Here is an 18,886-nt window from a genome sequence, read left to right as displayed (position 1 = left end):
CATCCGGGGGCGGGTTCCTTTCAGCTGGTGAGCAAGGGATCTGCGCCCAAGTCAGCGAGGCGTTTATCGCGGCGTTGCTCTGCGGCCTTTTGCAGGCGGTCAGCCTCCGCCTGGCTCAAAAGTCCAGCATCAGCCAAGGCGTCAATATAGCCCCAGACGTAGGCCATTTTGACACGCACCTGGATCGGATCTGCTTCATCTGTAATGAGCTTTAGTGCGGCCGCTAATTTGGCCTGCTGCGCTGCGGGGTGCATAGTTAGTCAGCCGCAGCTTTTGGATCGGTCGCGACGATCGTCGCGACGCTCCCATCCGAAAATTTCAGGCTCTCGACCTCCTGCCATTTCAGGTCCCGGATCTCCGTTACGCTGACAGAGGAAGTAGCACCTAGGAGTACCTTACACCCAGTGGAGATTTCGACCAGCTGAGGTGACTTTGCAGCGGTCTTACTGATCGATATGGGGCGAATAGAGAAAACGGAAAAAATCGTACGCTAGGGTTTTCCGGGCAGCCTTAGCGGCCGAAACTTCCCGTCCTCCAGCCTGCGGCTCTGCCGCCAGACGTAATTGCCGGTCAGGTTGATGTGTTCCCAGCCCAGCGGCGACAGGTATTGCAGCAGCTCGCCGTCCACCGGTTTGCCGGCCTCGACCAACCCCTGGGTGGCGCGCTCCAGGTACACCGTGTTCCACAGCACGATGGCGGCCGTCACCAGGTTGAGACCGCTGGCCCGGTAGCGCTGTTGCTCGAAACTCCGATCCCTGATTTCCCCAAGGCGGTTGAAGAACACCGCCCTGGCCAGGGAGTTGCGTGCTTCACCCTTGTTCAGACCGGCATGCACGCGGCGGCGCAGTTCGACGCTCTGCAACCAGTCGAGGATGAACAGCGTGCGCTCGATCCGGCCCAGCTCGCGCAGGGCCACGGCCAGGCCGTTCTGGCGTGGATAGCTGCCGAGCTTGCGCAGCATCAGCGAGGCGGTGACGGTGCCCTGCTTGATCGAGCTGGCCTAGCGCAGGATGTCATCCCAGTGGGCGCGGACGTGCTTAATGTTCAGGGTGCCGCCGATCAGCGGGCGCAGCGTCGGGTAGGTGCGCAGTTCCTGGGCGTGCTCGCGGCGAGTCACGTCTCGCTCGCCGTACTTCGGCCAACTCGCCGGGTCGGCCTGAACTTGCTTGGCCACCCATAAGATGACCGGCTCGGGCGGCTCGCTGTCGGTGCCCAACGCATAGCCGGGGTAGCGCAGCAGGCTGAGCTGCACCGCGAAGCCAAGGCGGTTGGCGTCGCGCGTCGCTGGCGGATCAGCGACAGGTCGGAGTCGTTGAAGGTGTAGTAGCGGATCAGGTCATCCTGGCTTTCCGGTAGCGCAAGCAAGGTGTCGCGCTCGGTGGCCGAGAGGATCGAGCGACGCGGCATAAATCAGTCGTCCGTGCGGAGGTACTGGTAGAGGGTTTCACGGCTGATGCCGAACTCGCGGGCGAGCTGCGCCTTCGGCTCGCCGGCAGCGGCCCGCTTCCGCAACGTGATGGCTTGCTCGTCGGAGAGAGCTTTCTTGCGGCCACGGTACGCGCCGCGCTGCTTGGCCAGGGCGATGCCCTCGCGCTGCCGCTCGCGGATCAGGGCGCGCTCGAACTCGGCGAAGGCCCCCATCACCGACAGCATCAGGTTGGCCATCGGCGAGTCCTCGCCGGTGAAGACCAGCCCCTCCTTCAAGAACTCGATCCGCACGCCACGCTGGGTCAGCTTCTGCACCAGGCGGCGCAGGTCATCGAGGTTGCGGGCCAGGCGATCCATGCTGTGCACTACCACGGTGTCCCCTTCGCGGACGAAGCTCAGCAGCGCTTCGAGCTGGGGGCGCTGGGTGTCCTTGCCCGAGGCCTTGTCGGTGAACACCTTGCTCACCTCGGTCTGCTCCAGCTGGCGTTCCGGGTTCTGGTCGAAGCTGCTGACCCGGACGTAACCGATGCGTTGTCCCTGCAAGATGCCTCCATGGGCTGGATGGGCGGCAGGGCTTACGTTGGTTTTTGGTTCCATTGCACCCGAAGCCTTGAATTTATCAGGCTGAAATCTAAGACCTTGGCAAGCATGTGTCAAAGAATGTGAAAGCGGACTCTATTCTGACGGCGCGGCACGGGCATGCCTGACATCCGGTTAGGGTATACCTCAAATTGACACTGCGTATTCCAGAGAACGTGATGACGGAAGGTTGAACCTTCCGTCATAGCGCATCTGGTTTGGCCTCCCGTCAGCCAACCACGGGAAACACTGACTCGATCATTGGAGAATGGTCAGCTTGGCCTTGAGATCAATGGCTCTCGCGAAGTTGTGGTAATTCGGCGATGTTCGCTGCACCTGCGCGTGCAATGCTTTCAGCGCCGCCGAATCCGCCGACGACTCCATTTCGACCTCATACTCGACCTGGTCGTACCCTGGATTGATCCCAGGATCGATTCCAAGAAAACCTCTCAGATCGAGGCTTCCCTTCGTGCGGATAGTCAGCGATTGCAACTCGATGTTCATTGCCGCCGCATTTGCCGCGTAGGTTGCAGTCATGCATGCGTTCAACGCAGCCAGGATCAATTCTTGTGGATTAGCGGCCGTGTCGGTACCGAGCAATTCTGCCGGTTCGTCCGCGTCGATGACAAAGCCGCGCGCCAAGGCCGTGTCACCTAGTACGAGCGGCATGGTTCGCGCACGCGTCCGGGTGCCACCCTCCCAGGTTGTCACGACGCCGAACGTCGCGATGCCTGCGGCGGGCTTTGCTGCGACCTGATCTGCAAACTCACGCAATGCGCCGACGTTGATCCCGTTGCCGGGAGTTCCTTTAATGTTTGTGTTCATTTCTCGTTCCCCCATTATGTGTTACGCCCGGCCATCACGCCGCCGTCAACGTCCCAGATTGCGCCCGTCACCCATGCTGCCTTGTCCGACAACAGGAAGAGGATGACCTCGGCGACGTCTTGTGGCGTCCCAACCCTGCCGATTGGGTGGAAGCTGTTGAATCCCTGTAAGGCGCCATGAACCTCGGCCTTGGGTATGAATCCCTCGTAAATCGGCGTTTCGACAACCGCCGGAGAAACGGCATTGACCCTGATTTGTTTGGATGCCAGCTCCATCGCAAGGTGCTGGGTCAGCGAATGCAAACCTGCTTTTGCCATCGAATACGCGGACGACGGCGTAGCCGCAATCGCCTGCTTGCCCCACATCGAGCCGATGTTCACAATGGCGCCGGGACGCTCGCTGGCCACGAGATTGGCCACGACTTTTTGTGTGATGAAGAAGAACGCTTTATTCAACGTCAAATATTGTTCGTAATCACTTTCCGTGTGCTCAAGAAACGCCTTCGGGAAGAACACCCCAGCCGCGTTGACCAGAAGATTGATGTCCTTGTGGTGTTCATCGATGGTATGCAGGAGTCGCTTCACATCTTCGGCTCGCGAGAGATCGGCAGTCAGGGCGGTCACGGTGCCCAACGACGACAGCGCCTTGCGGGCCTCTTCGGCCTTGTCTTCACGGTGACCGACGATGACGACGCTTCCGCCTTGCTCAAGAACCATGCGGGCAGTTTGCAGTCCCATCCCGCTAGTGCCGCCGATGACCAACAACTTCTTGCCATTAAATTCAGTACTCATAATAATCTCCTTAACTACCAACTAAATGGTAGGGTTGTGTTGCAAAAAAAGTGCCGACCTCAGGTCAACACGGTGGAAAGAAAAGTGTTTCCAACTTCGGCCGGTCCGCGTGACGACCGCATGCCACGGCCCACCATCATCGAGCCTTCCAACGCGCACAAGAATGCCTCTGCGAGAGCCTCTGGGGTGGAATTCGAGGTGATCAGCGCGGCACGCTGACCATCGGCAACGACAAGAGTCAACCAGTCGAGATTGACTTTAAAGAATCGCTCGACCTCGCTCACAACGGCGTCCGGCAGCGAGTCCGACTCGGCACCCAACATGCCGCAGACACAAAGGCGCCGGTCCTTGGCGAAGGTGCGTTCGAAAAGTGCCGCATACGCAGTTAGCCTGTCAGGCGCTTTCGCATGCTGCCCTTCGATGCTCAGCAACTCCTCACGAAACCGGTGCGTGTAGCGCTGTGCGACCACGGCCACGAGTTCACCCTTCTTGGGAAAGTGGTGGTGGATACTTGGTTTTTTGATGCCTACCAACTGGGCCACGTCGTCGTATGAGAAGCCGTTGTAGCCGTGCTGCTGTACCAACCCTTCAGCGGCATCGACCACCCGCTCGGCGGTCGGCGAGATTTCGGAGAAATGCTTCATGCAAGCGCCTCATTTGATTCGGCGACTGGCAGGTGGCCTGTCTTGACCAGGATGGTGCAGCCTGTATTGCTGAAGGGACGGTGAGCACTCAAATGCGGACTGCGCATCCATGTGCCGGTAGGGTAGCTTCCGAACTCATCCTCAAAGACGCCTTCCAACACATAGATTTCTTCACCGCCGTAGTGACGATGCGAATTGAATCGTGTCCCCGGGGCCCAGCGCACCAAAGCCGTATGTTGTGTGTCGAACTCAGAAAGTGGCATCACCGACAGACCCGGCACGAGGCCTGGAAACCAGGGGCCGTTACGGGTGTCGACCACGGTGCGTTGGCTGTCGGCTAGATCAAGATGGCGCAGCTTGACGAACAACGTGCAACCCGTCGCGGAGCTCGGTGCATGCGAAGAACCTGGTGGATTCTTGATGTAAGTCCCAGGCCCGAAGGTCCCGGATTCGTCGCTGAATTCGCCGTCCAGGACCAGAATCTCCTCGCCCAAGTCGTGCTTATGATTTTCAAAAGCGGAGCCCGGCGCGTATCGCACGATCGAGGTGGCACGCGCCACTTCGTCGCCATCACGCTCCAGTAACTGGCGTTGAATCCCGGTCGCTGGCGAATCGACCCACTGTAAGCTTGAAGGCTCGACGACAACACGCTGCGAAAGATCTGAATTGAGTTTCATGGCTTTATTTCATCTACCGACTACTTGGTAGGTAAGTTATAAGATCCCGATTTGTTTGTCAAATAGCTTTCGCCATTTTCTTTCATCCATTGAAAAAACAATGAATTGGTTACAAGAACTCGCGAAGCTTAGCGTACGATTTTTTCCGAATTCTCTATCGTCCCCAACAAGAACCGTTTATTCGACGCTGAACAGCGGCGCCCCCAGCCGGCCGACATCCACTTCGATGCCCAGCCCCGGCCCCGTCGGCGCGCTGCCGAAGCCGCCCTGCGAACGCGGCTGGTAGTGGGCCAGGTGGCCGTCGGTCCAGTCGTTGAAGAACGGTGTCATCAGCAGGCTTTCAGGGCGGGTGGTGGCTGCTACGTGGCTGGTGGCAGCGGTGATGATGTCGCCGCCCCACATGTCCTCCACCGACACCGCCATGTTCAGATCCTGCAGCAGGTCGCGGGCGCGCACCAGGTTGGTCAGGCCGCCGAGCTTGCCGAACTTGATGTTCACCGACACCGCGTTGGCCTCGTACTTGGCGCGGAACACTTCGTCGGCGCTGACGATGGATTCGTCCAGCACCAGCGGCAGGCTCGAGCCGCGGGCAGCGAGGATGCAGTCAATGGTGCTGCGGCACGGCTGCTCGACATACACCGGCAAGCCGGCCATGCCCTGGATCGCCAGCTTGGCGCTGGCCAGCGACCAGCCGCCGTTGGAGTCGGCGACGATCACCGTCGCGGTTGCGGTGGAATTCCACCAGCCCTTCCGACTCCAGGCGCTTGAGCGCCTCGCGCACCGGGATCTTGCTGACGTTGAACGACTTGGCCAGTTCGTCTTGGCGGATCGGTTCGTCTTCCGGCAACTCGCCCTTGATAATCGCGTCCCGCAGGTGCTTCAGGATGATCTCCGAGCTGGAAGGGGCAATGCCCAGGTTGGGGACGTTTTTCAAGAAAAGAGACACGGTGGTTTTTCTCCAGGGCGGACTTCGAATATTTTATACGAAATTTTTCAGCCCGCACCATAGCCCGATCCGCGCCTGCCCCGGTAGCCCGGAGCAGGTACAGGATATGTCAGGCCGCCGCCGTGCTCGCCCGGCCATTGACCAGGCGCGTGATGCCCAGCGGGTTGTCGCGCTTGAGAGCATCGGGCAGCGCGCTGTCCGGGAAGTTCTGGTAGCACACCGGGCGCAGCCAGCGCTCGATCGCCAGGCTGCCGACCGAAGTGCCGCGCGCATCCGAAGTGGCCGGGTAAGGCCCGCCGTGAACCATGCCGTCGGCCACCTCGACCCCGGTCGGGTAGCCGTTGACCAGCAGGCGCCCGGCCTTGTCCTCCAGCAGCGGGATCAGTTCGGCGAAGGCCTCCAGGTCTTCGTCATCGCCGATCAGGGTCACCGTCAGCTGACCTTGCATGGCCTCCAGGCCACGCAGCAGTGCGGCCTTGTCATCGAGGGCAATCAGCACCGATGCCGGGCCGAACACCTCTTCCTGAAGCACTTCATCGCCTTCAAGCAGCAGGCGCTGATCGGCGCCGAACAGGCGGGCCGGCGCCTGCCCGTCGGCCGCGCCCTCCGCCAGCAGGCGAATTCCGTCAGTGTCCTGCAGATGCTGCGAACCGCACTGGTAGCTGCGTAGGGTGCCGGCATTGAGCATGGTCTGCGCCGGCTTGCCTTGCAGGGCGCTGCCGAGCACCTCGCCGAAGGCGCTGAAGGCCGGCGAGCGCAGGCCGAGCACCAGCCCCGGATTGGTACAGAACTGGCCGCAGCCGAGCACGATCGAGTCCGCCAGTTGCCCGGCGATGACCACGCCACGCCGCTCGGCGGCACGGGGCAGGACGATCACCGGGTTGATGCTGGACATCTCGGCGAACACCGGGATCGGCTCCTTGCGCGCGGCGGCCATGTCGCACAGGGCACGGCCGCCCTTGAGCGAGCCGGTAAAGCCCACGGCCTTGATCCGCGGGTGCTTGACCAATTGCTCGCCGACCCCGCTCCCGTAGATCATGCTGAACACCCCCGCCGGCAGGCCGCAGCGCTCGACCGCCCGGGTGATGGCGCCAGCCACCAGTTCCGAGGTCGCCATATGCCCGCTATGGGCCTTGAACACCACCGGGCAACCGGCGGCGAAGGCCGAGGCGGTATCACCGCCCGCAGTGGAAAAGGCCAGGGGGAAGTTGCTCGCGCCAAACACCGCCACCGGGCCAATGCCGATCTTGTATTGGCGCAAATCCGGCCGCGGCAGCGGCAGGCGCTCCGGCAATGCGCTGTCGATCCGCGCGCCGAGGAAATCACCACGGCGCAGCACTTCGGCGAACAGGCGCAACTGGCCCGTGGTGCGCTTCTGCTCACCCTGGATCCGGGCACTCGGCAGTGCGGTTTCGCGGCAGACGATGGCCACGAAATCCTCACCCAGGGCATCGATCTCGGCGGCCACGGCGTCGAGGAAATCGGCTCGCTGCCCGGGGCTGGTGCTGCGGAATCGAGCCGCCGCCGCAGCGGCGGCATCGCACGCCTGGTCCACTTCCTCCGCGCTGGCTTGCCAGAAGGTCCAGGGCAGTGCCTCGCCGGTGCTGGCATCGACACTGCGATGGGGGGTGGTGCCGTTGGCGCAACGCGCACCGGCGATGAAGTTCTTGCCTGATATAGCCGTCATCACATGTTCTCCAGGCGCTACCGATGCAGTAGCGCGTTCAGTTCGTCCAGCAGTTCATCGTTGATCTCGACGCCCTGCGCCAGGCTGCGCCGACGCGCCTCGTAGCGCCGGGCGGAAGGCAGGCGGGCACCCTGCTGCTCGATGCTGTCGAACAGGGTTTCCGCGCTGTGCAGGTAATGCTCGTAGCGCTCGCCAAGAAAGCGCCTGGGGTCGAAGGCCAGGATCAGCTCGCCATGGAACGGCGAGGCTCCCGCACCAGCGTCGTGGGCCAGCGACTGGGCGCTGGTCAGGTCGCCGATCAGCGGCCCCGCCAGCAGTTCGATCATCGCCGCCAGGGCCGAGCCCTTGTGCCCGCCGAAGGTGAGCATGGCGCCCTGCAGCACGGCCTCGGCCGACGTGGTCGGCTCGCCGTCGGCAGATACGCCCCAGCCCAGCGGCACCGGTTTGCCGGCACGCCGGTGCAACTCGATATCGCCACGGGCAATGGCGCTGGTGGCCATGTCGAAGACAAACGGATCCTTGCCCGGGCGCGGCCAGCCGAAGGCGATCGGATTGGTCCCGAACACCGGCCCGCGCCCGCCCGCCGGAGCGACCCAGGCATGGCTCGGGTTGCAGGCCAGGGTCACCAGGCCGAGGTCGGTCAGGGTCTCGATCTCGACCCACAGCGCCGAGAAGTGCACGCAGCGGTTGATCACCAGGGCCGCCACGCCGTTGTCCACCGCCTTGCGCCGCAGCAGCGGTACACCGCGGTCGAAAGCCAGCTGGGAAAAGCCACCGGCGGCATCCACCCGCACACTGCCCGGCGCATGGTCATGCACCTGCGGCTCGGCGCGCGGGTCGACCTTGCCGGCCTTCAGCGTGGCGATGCACACCAGCAGGCGGTAGACGCCGTGGGAAGCGCACTCATCCCGTTGTCCGCAGACCATGGTCCGCGCCACGGCAAGCGCCTGTTCGCGACTGAAACCGTGCAGTTCGAGCACCGCGCGGGCGAGGCTGTCCACCTCGCTCAAAGCAAGACGCGCCAAAAGTCGTTTCTCCATCAGGATGTCCGGCGGCGAACGGGTCGCCGCCGGACCGGGGCAGGGTCAGTGGGGCATGCCGGCAGGCAGTCCGGGTTTGTCCAGGGCCGGCGCCAGCGCTTCGCGCCAGGCCGACACTTCCATCGGCGCAGCGACCTGGCCGAGGATGTGGTCGGACAGTTTTTCCGCCAGCATGATGGTCGGGGCGTTGGTGTTGCCGGTGGTCAGCGCCGGGAACACCGAGGCGTCGACGATGCGCAGCCGGTCGATGCCATGGACGCGGCCGTCATGGTCGACCACCGCCATCTCGTCCACCCCCATGCGGCAGGTGGAACAGGCGTGGAAAGTGGTGCCGGCGTTGTCGCGGATCCAGGCTTCCAGCTCGGCATCGCTCTGCAGGTGCTTGCCGGGGCTGAGCTCCTCGCCGCGCAGTTCGTCCCAGGAGCGCTGGGCGATCATTTCCCGGGTCTTGCGCAGGCCTTCGCGCAGTTGCTCCAGGTCGCCCGGCGCGGTGAGGAAGTTCAGGCGGATCAGCGGATCGGCCTTGGGATCCTTCGAGGCCAGGGTGACGCTGCCACGACTGGCCGGGCGCATGACGCTGGTGAAGTACTGGAAGCCCGGGGTGATGCGCGCCTTGCCGCGGTAGAACTCGCCCACCATGGGGAGAAATTCGTGCTCCAGGTTGGCGTACTCGACCTGGTCGTTGCCACGGAAGAACGCCCCCACCTCGAAGTAGTTGGACGCCCCCAGGCCACTGCGCGCGGCCATCCAGCGCGCCCCGACGAACAGCCGCCCGAGCGGCGACAGCGCGCGGGTCGGCGACACACCCTGCTTGGGCGTCGAATACTGGATCGCCACGGCCACGTGGTCCTGCAGGTTCTTGCCGACCCCGGGCAAGTGGTGGCGCAGCTCGATGCCGAGGGCCTTGAGCTCGTCCTGATCACCGATGCCGGCGAGCAGCAGCAACTGCGGCGAACCGAAGGCACCGGCACTGAGGATCACTTCCTTGGCGGCATGGCTGATCTGCTCGACGCCATCGATCTCGTACTTCACCCCGACCGCGGCCTTGCCGGAGAACACCAGGCCGGTGACGAAGGCGCGGCTTTTCACCACCAGGTTGTCGCGCCCGGCGGCCGAGTCCAGGTAGCCACGCGCGGTGCTCCAGCGCTCGCCCTTGTAGGTCGAGGCCTGGGCCACGTTGACTCCTTCCTGGCGCTCGCCGTTCTGGTCCGGGTTCAGGCGCAGGCCGTAGTCCTGGCCGGCGCCGAGGAAGGCCTGGTACAGCGGGTTGTCGGCCTTGCAGCGGTGCACGTGTAGCGGCCCGGAACCACCACGGAAGTTGTCCGTGCCACCGTCGAAGGTCTCCATCTTCTTGAAGTACGGCAGGCAGTGGCTGTACGACCAGTCGGGCAGCGCGGCCGCCGCCCAGCCGTCGAAGTCCAGCGGGTTGCCGCGGACGAAGACCATGCCGTTGATCGACGACGAACCGCCAAGCACCCGGCCACGGTGCTGGTCGCTGCGGTTGCCGTTCAGGCCCGGCTCGGGCTCGCTCTTGAAGCCCCAGTTGAAACGCTTGCTTTCCAGGGGCAGGCCCAGGGCGGCGGGCATCTTCAGGATCACGCTATCGTGGCGCGGCCCGGCCTCCAGCAGCAGGACCCGGGTGGTGCGTTCGGCGCTGAGGCGGTTGGCCACCACGCACCCCGCCGACCCGGCACCGACCACGATGTAATCGAACTCGTTCTTGCTCATTTGCCGCGCCTCATTATTTCAGTTGGATCCAGATCGTCTTCACTTCGGAATACTGGTCATGGGCCAGGAACGACTTTTCGCGACCGCCGAAGCCGGACTGCTTGAAGCCACCGAACGGCACCGACTGGTCGCCTTCGGAGAAGCAGTTGACCGACACGGTGCCGGCACGGATGGCGCGGGACACCTTGTGCGCGGTGTGCAGGTTGTTGGTGTAGAGCGATGCGGCCAGGCCATAGGGGGTGTCGTTGGCAATGGCGATGGCCTCCTCGACGCTGGAGAAGGTGATCACCGAAAGCACCGGGCCGAAGATCTCTTCGCGGGCGATGGTCATCTGGTTGCTGACGTCGTCGAAGATGGTCGGCTCGATGTAGTAGCCGCCGGTCTCCTGGCGAATGCGCTGACCGCCGAGGATGATCCGCCCACCCTCCTCCACGCCCGCCTTGATGTAGCCGAGGATGTTGTTCATGTGCTTCTCGTCGATCAGCGCACCGATGCGCGTGCCTTCGACCAGCGGATCGCCGACGGTCCAGGTCTTGAAGTGCTCGACCAGCGCTTCCAGCAGCCGGCCCTTGACCTTCTCATGGACCAGCAGGCGCGAACCGGCGCTGCAGTTTTCGCCCTGGCTGAAGAGAATGCCGATGGCCAGTTGCTCGACGATCGGCTGCAGGTCATCGACATCGTCCATGACGATGGCCGGGCTCTTGCCGCCCAGTTCGAGGATGACCTTCTTCAGGTTGGACTCGGCGGCGTACTTGAGGAAGTAGCGGCCGACTTCGGTGGAGCCGGTGAAGCTCAGGCAATCCACGTCCGGGTGGCGACCGAGGGCCTGGCCGACGGTCTCGCCGAAACCGGTGACGATGTTGAATACGCCGGCCGGGATCCCGGCCTCGGCCACCAGTTCGGCGAAGCGCAGGGCGCTGAGGGTGGTCTGCTCGGCGGGCTTGACGATCAGCGAGTTGCCGCCGGCCAGGGCCGGGGCGGTTTTCATCGCCAGGATGACCAGCGGGAAGTTCCACGGGATCACCGCGCCGACCACGCCGACCGGCTCACGCACCACCAGCGAAACCAGGTCGCCGGGCGTCGGCGAGCTCTGGTCGTAGAGCTTGTCGATGGCCTCGGCGTGCCAGCGCAGGGTCTCGATGGCGTCCGGCAGGTCAGCGGCCAGGGCGTCGTCTACCGGCTTGCCGTTGTCCAGGCTTTCGATCAGGGCCAGCTCTTGGGCGTGCTGCTCGACCAGGTCGGCCAGGCGCAACAGCGCACGCTTGCGCTCCTTCGGCGCCAGGCCGGCCCAGCGCCGGTCCTCGAACGCCGCCTTGGCGGCCGCTACCGCCACCTCGACATCCGCCGCGTCGCACTCGGCGATGCGGGTGAGGACTTCACCGTTGGCCGGGTTGACGGTAGTGAAGGTCTTTCCGTCCAGGGCATCGACGAAGCGTCCATCGATAAAGGCCCTGGTCTGGAAGCGCTGGGCCTTGGCCCGCTCGGCGAAGTTGGGGCGAAGAGTGTTGGTCATGCTGTTTCCTCATTGCTGGATAGGTGACTGCCGCACGGGCATGGCTGGACCGGGTTACTCGCAGAGCACCGACTTGATCCGTTCGTACTTGGCTGGATGGCATCGCTTGACGTAGAAGCCGTAGGCCCAGCCGGCGGCGAACACGATGAACACAAGCGCCGCCAGCAGGTTAGCCCAGGTGCCGCTGAGGCCCAGGAGCAGCTCCACGCTGCTGAGCGCGTAGTAAAGGAAGACGCACAGGCCGGCGACGGCGATCAGCGGGGCCAGGAAGGCATTCCAGAAGCGCTGGTCGCAGCGGGTGCGGCGGAAGAACACGAAGATGGCGATGCTAGCGATGGTCTGCGCCAGGACGAGGCCGATCGCGCCCATGCCGGTCATGCTGGCGTACAGCACGTTGTACGGGTCCAGGCCCATCACCGCGAAGAAGCCGACGCAGATCACGGCACTGACGGTCTGCACGATCGAGGCGACGTAGGGGGTCTGCGCCTTGCGTCCGGTGTAGCCGAGCGGCGACCAGACCAGATGCTGGCGGCCCAGGGAGTACAGGTAGCGGGCGATGTTGTTGTGGATGGTCACCATGGCCGCGAAGATCGCCGTGACGATGAAGATATTGAAGAAGCTGGTGGCCCAGCCGCCCAGGACCATGTCGCTGACCCGGAACACCAGGTTGCCCGACTCCTTGGTGGCGATCTCCACGGCGTGATCGGTGCCCAGGGTGCAGATGATCAGCCAGGTGACGCCGCTGTAGATGGCGGCCATGAAGAACACCGAAAAGTAGGTGGCGCGGGGAATGGTGCGTTTCGGGTCGCGGGCTTCCTCGCTGTAGATCGCGCTGCCCTCGATGCCGCTGAAGGTGACGCAGGCGAACATCAGGGCCACGCCCAGGCCGGGGCTGAGCAACGCCGACGGTGCGAAGGGCGCCAGGCTGAACGAGGTTTCGGCTGGGCTGTTCAGCAGCATGCCGCCGGCCAGGACGAACAGCAGCAGGCATTCGAAGCTCATCAGGAAGCCCAGCACCCGCGCGCCGGAATGCACGCCACTGACGCCGAGGTACAGGCAGGCGGCCGCCGCCACCGCTGCGCACAGCCACCAGGGCACGGCCACGCCGGTGGCCTGGAGGATCAGCTCGGCCGCATAGAAGCCAAAGCCGCCATAGAGGCCGACCTGGATCGCCGTATAGGAAAAGATGGTCAGGGCCGCCGTGCCCAGGCCGGTCAACTGGCCCATGCCCAGGGTCACGTAGGCATAGAGCGCACCGGCATTGCTGACATGCCGGGCCATGGCCACGTAGCCCACGGCGAACAGCATCAGGATCGACGCAGCAAGAATGAAGGCCGCCGGCGAACCGACGCCGCTGCCGATGCTGAGCATGATCGGCACGACGGCGACCACGCTGGTCATCGGCGAGGCCGCCGCGATGATGAAGCAGGCGATGGACGTAACGCCGAGGGTGTTGCGTTTCAGACCGTGGTTGCTACCGCCGCCGAGCGCTGGGGCATCGGCGGAGCGCACCTCGGGTTGCTGGGTATGATTCATCGTTTCAGCTTCCTGTAGTTATTTTTGGCAGCTAAACAAAGGGGAAGGCCCATTATTTTATATTGTATACGATTGTTTCCAATCTCGTGAAAGAAGGTCGACCTCACCAGACTGCAGCGCCGTGAAGCGTTCCTTGGTGGTTAACTGCGTGTACTTGACCTTGGTTGCATCACCAAAGAGGGCTGCAGCAACAGCCCTGCAAACATCTACATCGAATCCGTGAAAATTACCCTTGGGGTCGGTATAAGAGAAGCCTGGCAGGCCATCACTGATACCACATTGAACAAATCCCTTCTTCTTGACATTGTCGAGCGTCGTACCGGCCATGGCACCCATTGACATCATCGAACTCAGCGTCAGTGCTGCGACTGTCAGGCCAACTTTGAAGATCTTGTTTTCATTTTTCATGTTATTGCTCTCATGGATTGCAGCACAGACATTCCGCCCAAGCGATGACGCTCTAGCAGGTACTCAACCAACTCTCAGAGGCAGAAAACATCAGACAGGCCACTACGGCCCAGAGAAACAATCAGAAGATTTTTTAAGTGGCATAGGCTGCCCTCTTTTTATTTTTAAAAAGCCCCGTTTCCGGGGCGAAATATGAAGCACCGTCAGACCTACCGAATTACTGAATGTCAGGATCAGCAATTGAGTGTGCCCAACCGAGAGTCTCCTCCCGGTTGAGATCAACCTAGCGCCTATAGAAAAAGAGAAAAAGCGAATAATTTTACAATATTACGTAAGCTAAGCTTACGAATGCGGCTACACGCCACTATGATGTTGATTTTTAGGGGGGTCACCGAATCTCAGCCGCGTGTTGCTCTAGGCATTGTACGAACACCTGAAGCGCCGGGCTCCTCTTCTCACCCTTGCGAAATGCAATGGATATGCGGCGCCGAATCTCTGGTTCCAGTCGACAAATTCGTGTGCCCTGTAAATCTTTACGAGCCCTAAGTCCAGGGAGTATGGCAATCGCGCACCCCTCGCTAACTAACGCTCTGGTAACCTCGAATCCCTTGCAACGCGCGATGATGTTGGGCGTGTACCCTGATTTCTGGCAAGCATCGGTCAACATCCTGGTGTAAGTGGAGGAGGCTGTATCCATCACCCAGTTTTCATGCTCAAGATCCTGCCACGTGACAGTCTCCATCACTGCTAAGCGATGATCAGGCGACATCATCACGTTGAACACGTCTTCGATGAGTGGTGTGATTTCGATACTGGGGTCAAGCAGGCCGGGTGGTACGTTCAAGTCATCGATCAGCGCAATATCTGTCTGCCAACTGCGCAGAGCATTCATCCCTTCCTCAGGCTCCATTTCCTCAAACAGCACCTCCAGGCGAGGATGAGTGGCATGGAGTGTTTGAATTGTCTTGGGCATCAACGCTGCTGCAACTGAGGGAAATGCAGCAATCCTCAGGTCTCCAGCCACGACCTTTTTCAACTCGGCCATATCGGCCCTAGCGGATTCGAGCTCTTCAAAGATCCTATTGGCTCGCTCAACGAGCTTTCTGCCAGCGATGGTCAGATCTACGCCTCTCCCGCGCCGTTCTACCAGATCGATCCCCACCTCCTGCTCCAACAGCGAAATCTGCTGGGAGACAGCGGATGGCGATACGTGCATCGCTTCAGCAACGGCTGCCATGGTCTTACGTACCGCAAGCTCTCTCAAGGCACGCAACTTACTGATATCCATCAAGTTTCCCCTAAAAAGCGACATCTCAGAAAATCATTAAGTATTGCTTACGTATTATTGAAATATTATTCGCTTTTTTTGATCTGGGACAGGGTATAGGTTTGAAAAAAACCCCAACAAAGGTAACGCCGTAATGACCCACTCCTACTTCAACGACAATCTTGCTGAGCGCGACCCGCTGATCTTCAAAGCTCTCCAAGACGAGAAAAAACGTCAGCAAGGCCAGATCGAACTGATCGCCTCTGAGAACTCGGTGAGCTTCGCCTCTCTGGAGGCCATCGGTTCGGTCATCACCAACAAGACCGTTGAAGGCTACCCAGGCAAGCGTTTCCACGGCGGCGCTGATTTCGCCGACGTTGTCGAGCAAGCTGCCATTGACCGCGCAAAAGAACTTTTCGGCTGCGGCTTCGTGAACGTGCAACCACACTCCGGCACCCAGGCCAACCAAGCTGTGTTCTTTGCACTTCTGCAACCAGGCGACACAGTATTGAGCCTGGATCTGGCTTCGGGTGGGCACCTGAGCCACGGCGCAAAGCCGAACCAGTCGGGCCGTTGGTTCAGCATCGTTTCGTATGGCGTAGATCGCGAAACTGGCCGAATCGACTACGACAACGTCGAAGCTCTGGCCTTGGAGCACAAGCCGAAGCTCATCATCTCGGGTGGCTCGTCTTACCCACGTGAAATCGACTTCCCGCGTATGCGAGAGATTGCCGATAAGGTTGGCGCAACTTACCTGGTGGACATGGCCCACTTTGCCGGACTTGTCGCTGCTGGAGTGCACCCTTCGCCGATTCCACACGCAGACATCGTGACCTGCACCACCACCAAGACCCTCCGTGGTGCTCGCGGCGGCTTGGTCATGACCAACCGCGAAGACCTCTTCAAGAAGCTTCAACCGGCTGTTTTCCCAGGCGTACAAGGCAGCGCACACCTGGCAACCATCGCCGGTAAAGCAGTGTGCCTCGGTGAAGCTCTGACCGATGAATTCAAGACCTATGGTGCAAACGTCAAAGCGAACGCTCGCCTGCTTGCAGAAGTTCTGCAGAAGCGTGGTGTACGCATCGTCAGTGGCGGCACTGATACTCATGTTGTTCTGGTAGATGTTTCGTCCAAGGATCTGACCGGTCAGCAGTCGCAGGACGCGTTGTCGGAAATCAACATCACCTCGAACAAAAACCCGATTCCGTTCGACAGCGCCAAGCCATCAGAGTGGAAAGGCCTGCGCCTGGGTTCGTCAGCGGGTACTACTCGAGGTTTTGGTGCCAAAGAGTTCGAAGTCATCGGCAACCTGATCGCAGATATCTTCGATGCACAAGTTGCTGACGAAACTACCCGTGCCGCCGTCATCGCGAAGAGCCGCGCAGTAGTTGCCAAACTGGTTGCCGACTTCCCAATCTATGCCTAAGGGGTACATGGCGGATGCCTAGACCATCCGCCTCACTCCACGCTGTAGGAAAATAAAAATGAGCGTTCAACTTCCCAATGATCCAGCGCGTGACGATGTCCTGGCTGGCCGACCTGCGCTTTGGCTAAACCCGAACCTGAAAGCCAACGGCATTGCTGACCAATCGCTGCCGATCCGGGCTGCTCAAGTTAAAGAGGCCGAAGAAAACTGGCAGCTGCTGGCGCCAGTGCTGGAGACGTGCTTCCCCGAACTCAAGGCATCGAAGGGCCGGATCCAGTCCAAGCTGATCGAAGCCGAAGATCTGCGTGGTGCTCTCGGGTATGGCACTTCGGAATACGGTCGTGTCTTCGTCAAGGCAGACGGGGACTTGCCCGTCGCGGGTTCGATCAAAGCACGTGGTGGCGTTTATGAAGTCTTTATGCACGCCAAGAAGATGGCTGAAAAGCGCGGCATCCTGACTCCTGGTGGCGATATTACCGTCCTGGTGGGAGAGCAGGCCCGCGCTCTTTTTGCCCAGCACACCATTGCCGTGGGCAGCACAGGTAATCTGGGGCTGAGCGTTGGTATTGCCGCTCGCGCTCTGGGCTTCCGAGCAGTGGTGCACATGTCGTCGGACGCCAAACAATGGAAAGTTGATCGGCTCACACGCCTGGGCGTGGAGGTCGTGCAGCACAAGGCCGACTATACCACTGCAGTCGAACACGCTCGCATTGATGCAGAGGGCGATCCAAGCATCTACTTCGTGGATGATGAGCGCTCGGAAATGCTGTTCTTCGGTTACAGCGCTGCTGCCAGCGAGCTGGCAGTGCAGCTCAAAGAGCAGGGGGTCACCATCGATGAAGACCATCCATTGTTCATCTACCTGCCATGCGGTATTGGCGGTGCACCCGGTGGCGCGGCATACGGACTGAAAGCTATTTTCGGCGATGCCGCTCACGCTTTCTTTGTTGAGCCGGTTCAGTCTCCATGTGCCATGGTTCACATGATGAGCGGTTCTAAAGAGCTGATTTCGGTGTATGACGTTGGCCTGACTAACCGAACTGAAGCAGACGGTATGGCGGTTGCCCGTATGTCGGAGTTCGTAGCGGATGTCATGAAGCCAATGCTGTCCGGCGTTTTCACTGTCGACGACGACGACTTGTTCCGCTGGCTCTGGAAGGCGCAAACCACTCAAGCAATTCGCCTTGAGCCATCAGCTACTGCAGGCTTTGCCGGCCCAGAGTTCATCGTGAACAGCAATCAAGGTCGTGCTTATCAAGAAGCTCACGGACTGAGCAATAAACTCGCTCAGGCAACACACGTCATTTGGACAACTGGTGGCGCTTTCGTTCCTGAAGAGCAATTCAAGGAATTCATGGCGCGCGGAGCTTTACTGGTCAAATAAGACCAGAGCTCTAAAGGGGGTGGCAAACAACACCCCCACTCCTCAAATTTGCGCCAATGAAAACCAATCACGCCAGTCAATGACGTTGAGGTGTTAGTTTCATGAACAATCAATTCTTGGCCGACCGTATCGACGGGAAAGGCTTTGCAGCCAATCTCGTGGACAAACTTACGGAAGAAGTAACCGAGATTAAAGAGCAAACAGGACTCATTCCTGGCCTGGCTGTTGTACTTGTTGGCGAGGATCCAGCAAGTGGCGTTTATGTAAGTGCCAAACACCGCCAGACATTGGCCATCGGTATGCAGTCGTTCGTTCATAGGCTGCCCGCTGATACAACCCAAGCTGAGCTAATGGGTCTCTTGGACGAGCTGAATGCCGCTCCGGAAGTTAATGGCATTCTCGTGCAACTACCTCTTCCTGCACACCTTGATACCAACGCGGTTATCAATGCCATTGATGCAGACAAAGATGTGGATGGTTTTCACATCCTGAACGCTGGCCGTTTGGCCACAGGCCAAGACGCCTTGGTTCCCTGCACCCCGCTGGGCTGCTTGATGATGCTGAAAGACCGTTTGGGCAGCTTGGCCGGAATGAATGCTGTAGTTGTCGGCAAATCAAACATTGTTGGTAAGCCAATGGCCCAGCTGCTGATGGCCGAGAACTGCACCGTGACCGTCGCGCACTCCAAAACGCGAGATGTCCCTGCGTTGTGCCGAACTGCCGACATTTTGGTGGTAGCGGTAGGGCGGCCTGAGATGGTGAAAGGCGATTGGATCAAGCCAGGCGCTGTCGTTATCGACGTAGGTATCAACCGCATTGAACGTGATGGCCGGTCGCGCATCGTCGGCGATGTTGCATATGACGAAGCAGGGCATGCATCGGCGATTACACCAGTACCAGGCGGTGTTGGCCCGATGACCATTGCGTGCCTGCTGGCCAACACTGTGACCGCGTTCAAGCGTCAGCACAAAATCGTAACCAAAAAAGAAGCTGTTGCTGTTTAAGGT

General features: G+C 60.8%; 16 protein-coding genes and 4 pseudogenes. 3 read left to right on the top strand and 17 right to left on the bottom strand.

The genetic code is table 11. The features are described 5' to 3' along the window. Positions 1-20: 20 nt before the first annotated feature. The 17 genes and pseudogenes from PspTeo4_RS28310 to PspTeo4_RS28230 form a co-directional block, all read right to left on the bottom strand. Positions 21-254, bottom strand: coding sequence for a hypothetical protein (locus tag PspTeo4_RS28310; RefSeq protein ID WP_009681542.1), 234 nt, complete (start codon positions 252-254; stop codon positions 21-23). Between the two features lie 236 nt (positions 255-490). Further along, positions 491-1,084 (bottom strand): annotated as a pseudogene (locus PspTeo4_RS28305) (Tn3 family transposase); the annotation flags it as partial. A gap of 39 nt (positions 1,085-1,123) precedes the next feature. Beyond that, positions 1,124-1,407 (bottom strand): annotated as a pseudogene (locus tag PspTeo4_RS28300) (DUF4158 domain-containing protein); the annotation flags it as partial. A gap of 3 nt (positions 1,408-1,410) precedes the next feature. After that, on the bottom strand, positions 1,411-1,971 hold the full coding sequence (locus PspTeo4_RS28295) for a recombinase family protein (RefSeq protein WP_009681541.1): 561 nt from the start codon (positions 1,969-1,971) through the stop codon (positions 1,411-1,413). 294 nt (positions 1,972-2,265) lie between these two features. Then, positions 2,266-2,832, bottom strand: coding sequence for an OsmC family protein (locus PspTeo4_RS28290; protein WP_004574805.1), 567 nt, complete (start codon positions 2,830-2,832; stop codon positions 2,266-2,268). Positions 2,833-2,846: 14 nt separating this feature from the next. Then, the gene (locus PspTeo4_RS28285) at positions 2,847-3,623 is read right to left on the bottom strand and encodes an SDR family NAD(P)-dependent oxidoreductase (protein ID WP_004574804.1); all 777 of its coding nucleotides are present in this window, start codon (positions 3,621-3,623) and stop codon (positions 2,847-2,849) included. Positions 3,624-3,682: 59 nt separating this feature from the next. Then, positions 3,683-4,267: a TetR/AcrR family transcriptional regulator gene (locus PspTeo4_RS28280; RefSeq protein WP_004574803.1), complete on the bottom strand. Its 585-nt coding sequence runs from the start codon at positions 4,265-4,267 to the stop codon at positions 3,683-3,685. After that, positions 4,264-4,944, bottom strand: a complete 681-nt coding sequence (locus tag PspTeo4_RS28275) for a cupin domain-containing protein (RefSeq protein WP_004574802.1) — start codon at positions 4,942-4,944, stop codon at positions 4,264-4,266. Before PspTeo4_RS28275 ends, PspTeo4_RS28280 begins: the two co-directional genes overlap by 4 nt. A gap of 177 nt (positions 4,945-5,121) precedes the next feature. Further along, the gene (locus PspTeo4_RS28270) at positions 5,122-5,661 is read right to left on the bottom strand and encodes an enolase C-terminal domain-like protein (RefSeq protein ID WP_198528928.1); all 540 of its coding nucleotides are present in this window, start codon (positions 5,659-5,661) and stop codon (positions 5,122-5,124) included. 4 nt (positions 5,662-5,665) lie between these two features. Beyond that, a pseudogene (locus tag PspTeo4_RS28265) lies at positions 5,666-5,878 on the bottom strand (GntR family transcriptional regulator); the annotation flags it as partial. Positions 5,879-5,999: 121 nt separating this feature from the next. Next, complete coding sequence (locus tag PspTeo4_RS28260; RefSeq protein WP_049696799.1) at positions 6,000-7,577, bottom strand: aldehyde dehydrogenase (NADP(+)); 1,578 nt, start codon at positions 7,575-7,577, stop codon at positions 6,000-6,002. Between the two features lie 17 nt (positions 7,578-7,594). Then, the gene (locus PspTeo4_RS28255) at positions 7,595-8,602 is read right to left on the bottom strand and encodes an Ldh family oxidoreductase (protein WP_047150112.1); all 1,008 of its coding nucleotides are present in this window, start codon (positions 8,600-8,602) and stop codon (positions 7,595-7,597) included. Positions 8,603-8,662: 60 nt separating this feature from the next. Then, complete coding sequence (locus PspTeo4_RS28250; protein ID WP_016715857.1) at positions 8,663-10,345, bottom strand: choline dehydrogenase; 1,683 nt, start codon at positions 10,343-10,345, stop codon at positions 8,663-8,665. Positions 10,346-10,358: 13 nt separating this feature from the next. Continuing rightward, on the bottom strand, positions 10,359-11,858 hold the full coding sequence (locus tag PspTeo4_RS28245; protein ID WP_049696798.1) for an aldehyde dehydrogenase: 1,500 nt from the start codon (positions 11,856-11,858) through the stop codon (positions 10,359-10,361). A 54-nt stretch (positions 11,859-11,912) separates the two neighbouring features. Then, complete coding sequence (locus PspTeo4_RS28240) at positions 11,913-13,394, bottom strand: APC family permease (RefSeq protein WP_110676715.1); 1,482 nt, start codon at positions 13,392-13,394, stop codon at positions 11,913-11,915. 69 nt (positions 13,395-13,463) lie between these two features. After that, positions 13,464-13,739: pseudogene (locus PspTeo4_RS28235) on the bottom strand (transporter substrate-binding domain-containing protein); the annotation flags it as partial. 451 nt (positions 13,740-14,190) lie between these two features. After that, the gene (locus PspTeo4_RS28230; protein ID WP_029380371.1) at positions 14,191-15,090 is read right to left on the bottom strand and encodes a LysR family transcriptional regulator; all 900 of its coding nucleotides are present in this window, start codon (positions 15,088-15,090) and stop codon (positions 14,191-14,193) included. Positions 15,091-15,223: 133 nt separating this feature from the next. Here PspTeo4_RS28230 and glyA point away from each other — a divergent pair, with 133 nt between their 5' ends. The 3 genes from glyA (at position 15,224) to folD (ending at position 18,883) form a co-directional block, all read left to right on the top strand. Beyond that, positions 15,224-16,495 carry a serine hydroxymethyltransferase gene (glyA, locus tag PspTeo4_RS28225; RefSeq protein ID WP_009683820.1) on the top strand — a complete coding sequence of 424 codons (1,272 nt, stop codon included), beginning with the start codon at positions 15,224-15,226 and terminating at the stop codon, positions 16,493-16,495. 58 nt (positions 16,496-16,553) lie between these two features. Continuing rightward, complete coding sequence (locus PspTeo4_RS28220; protein WP_009683819.1) at positions 16,554-17,879, top strand: D-serine ammonia-lyase; 1,326 nt, start codon at positions 16,554-16,556, stop codon at positions 17,877-17,879. A gap of 101 nt (positions 17,880-17,980) precedes the next feature. After that, positions 17,981-18,883 (top strand): bifunctional methylenetetrahydrofolate dehydrogenase/methenyltetrahydrofolate cyclohydrolase FolD, encoded by a 903-nt coding sequence (gene folD / locus PspTeo4_RS28215; protein WP_029380372.1) that lies wholly within the window; start codon positions 17,981-17,983, stop codon positions 18,881-18,883. Positions 18,884-18,886 lie beyond the last annotated feature (3 nt).

The sequence above is a fragment of the Pseudomonas sp. Teo4 genome (genome assembly GCF_034387475.1).
Lineage (GTDB): Bacteria > Pseudomonadota > Gammaproteobacteria > Pseudomonadales > Pseudomonadaceae > Aquipseudomonas.
Note: the sequence above shows the minus strand (reverse complement) of the source record. Positions and strands in the feature narration are given on the sequence as shown.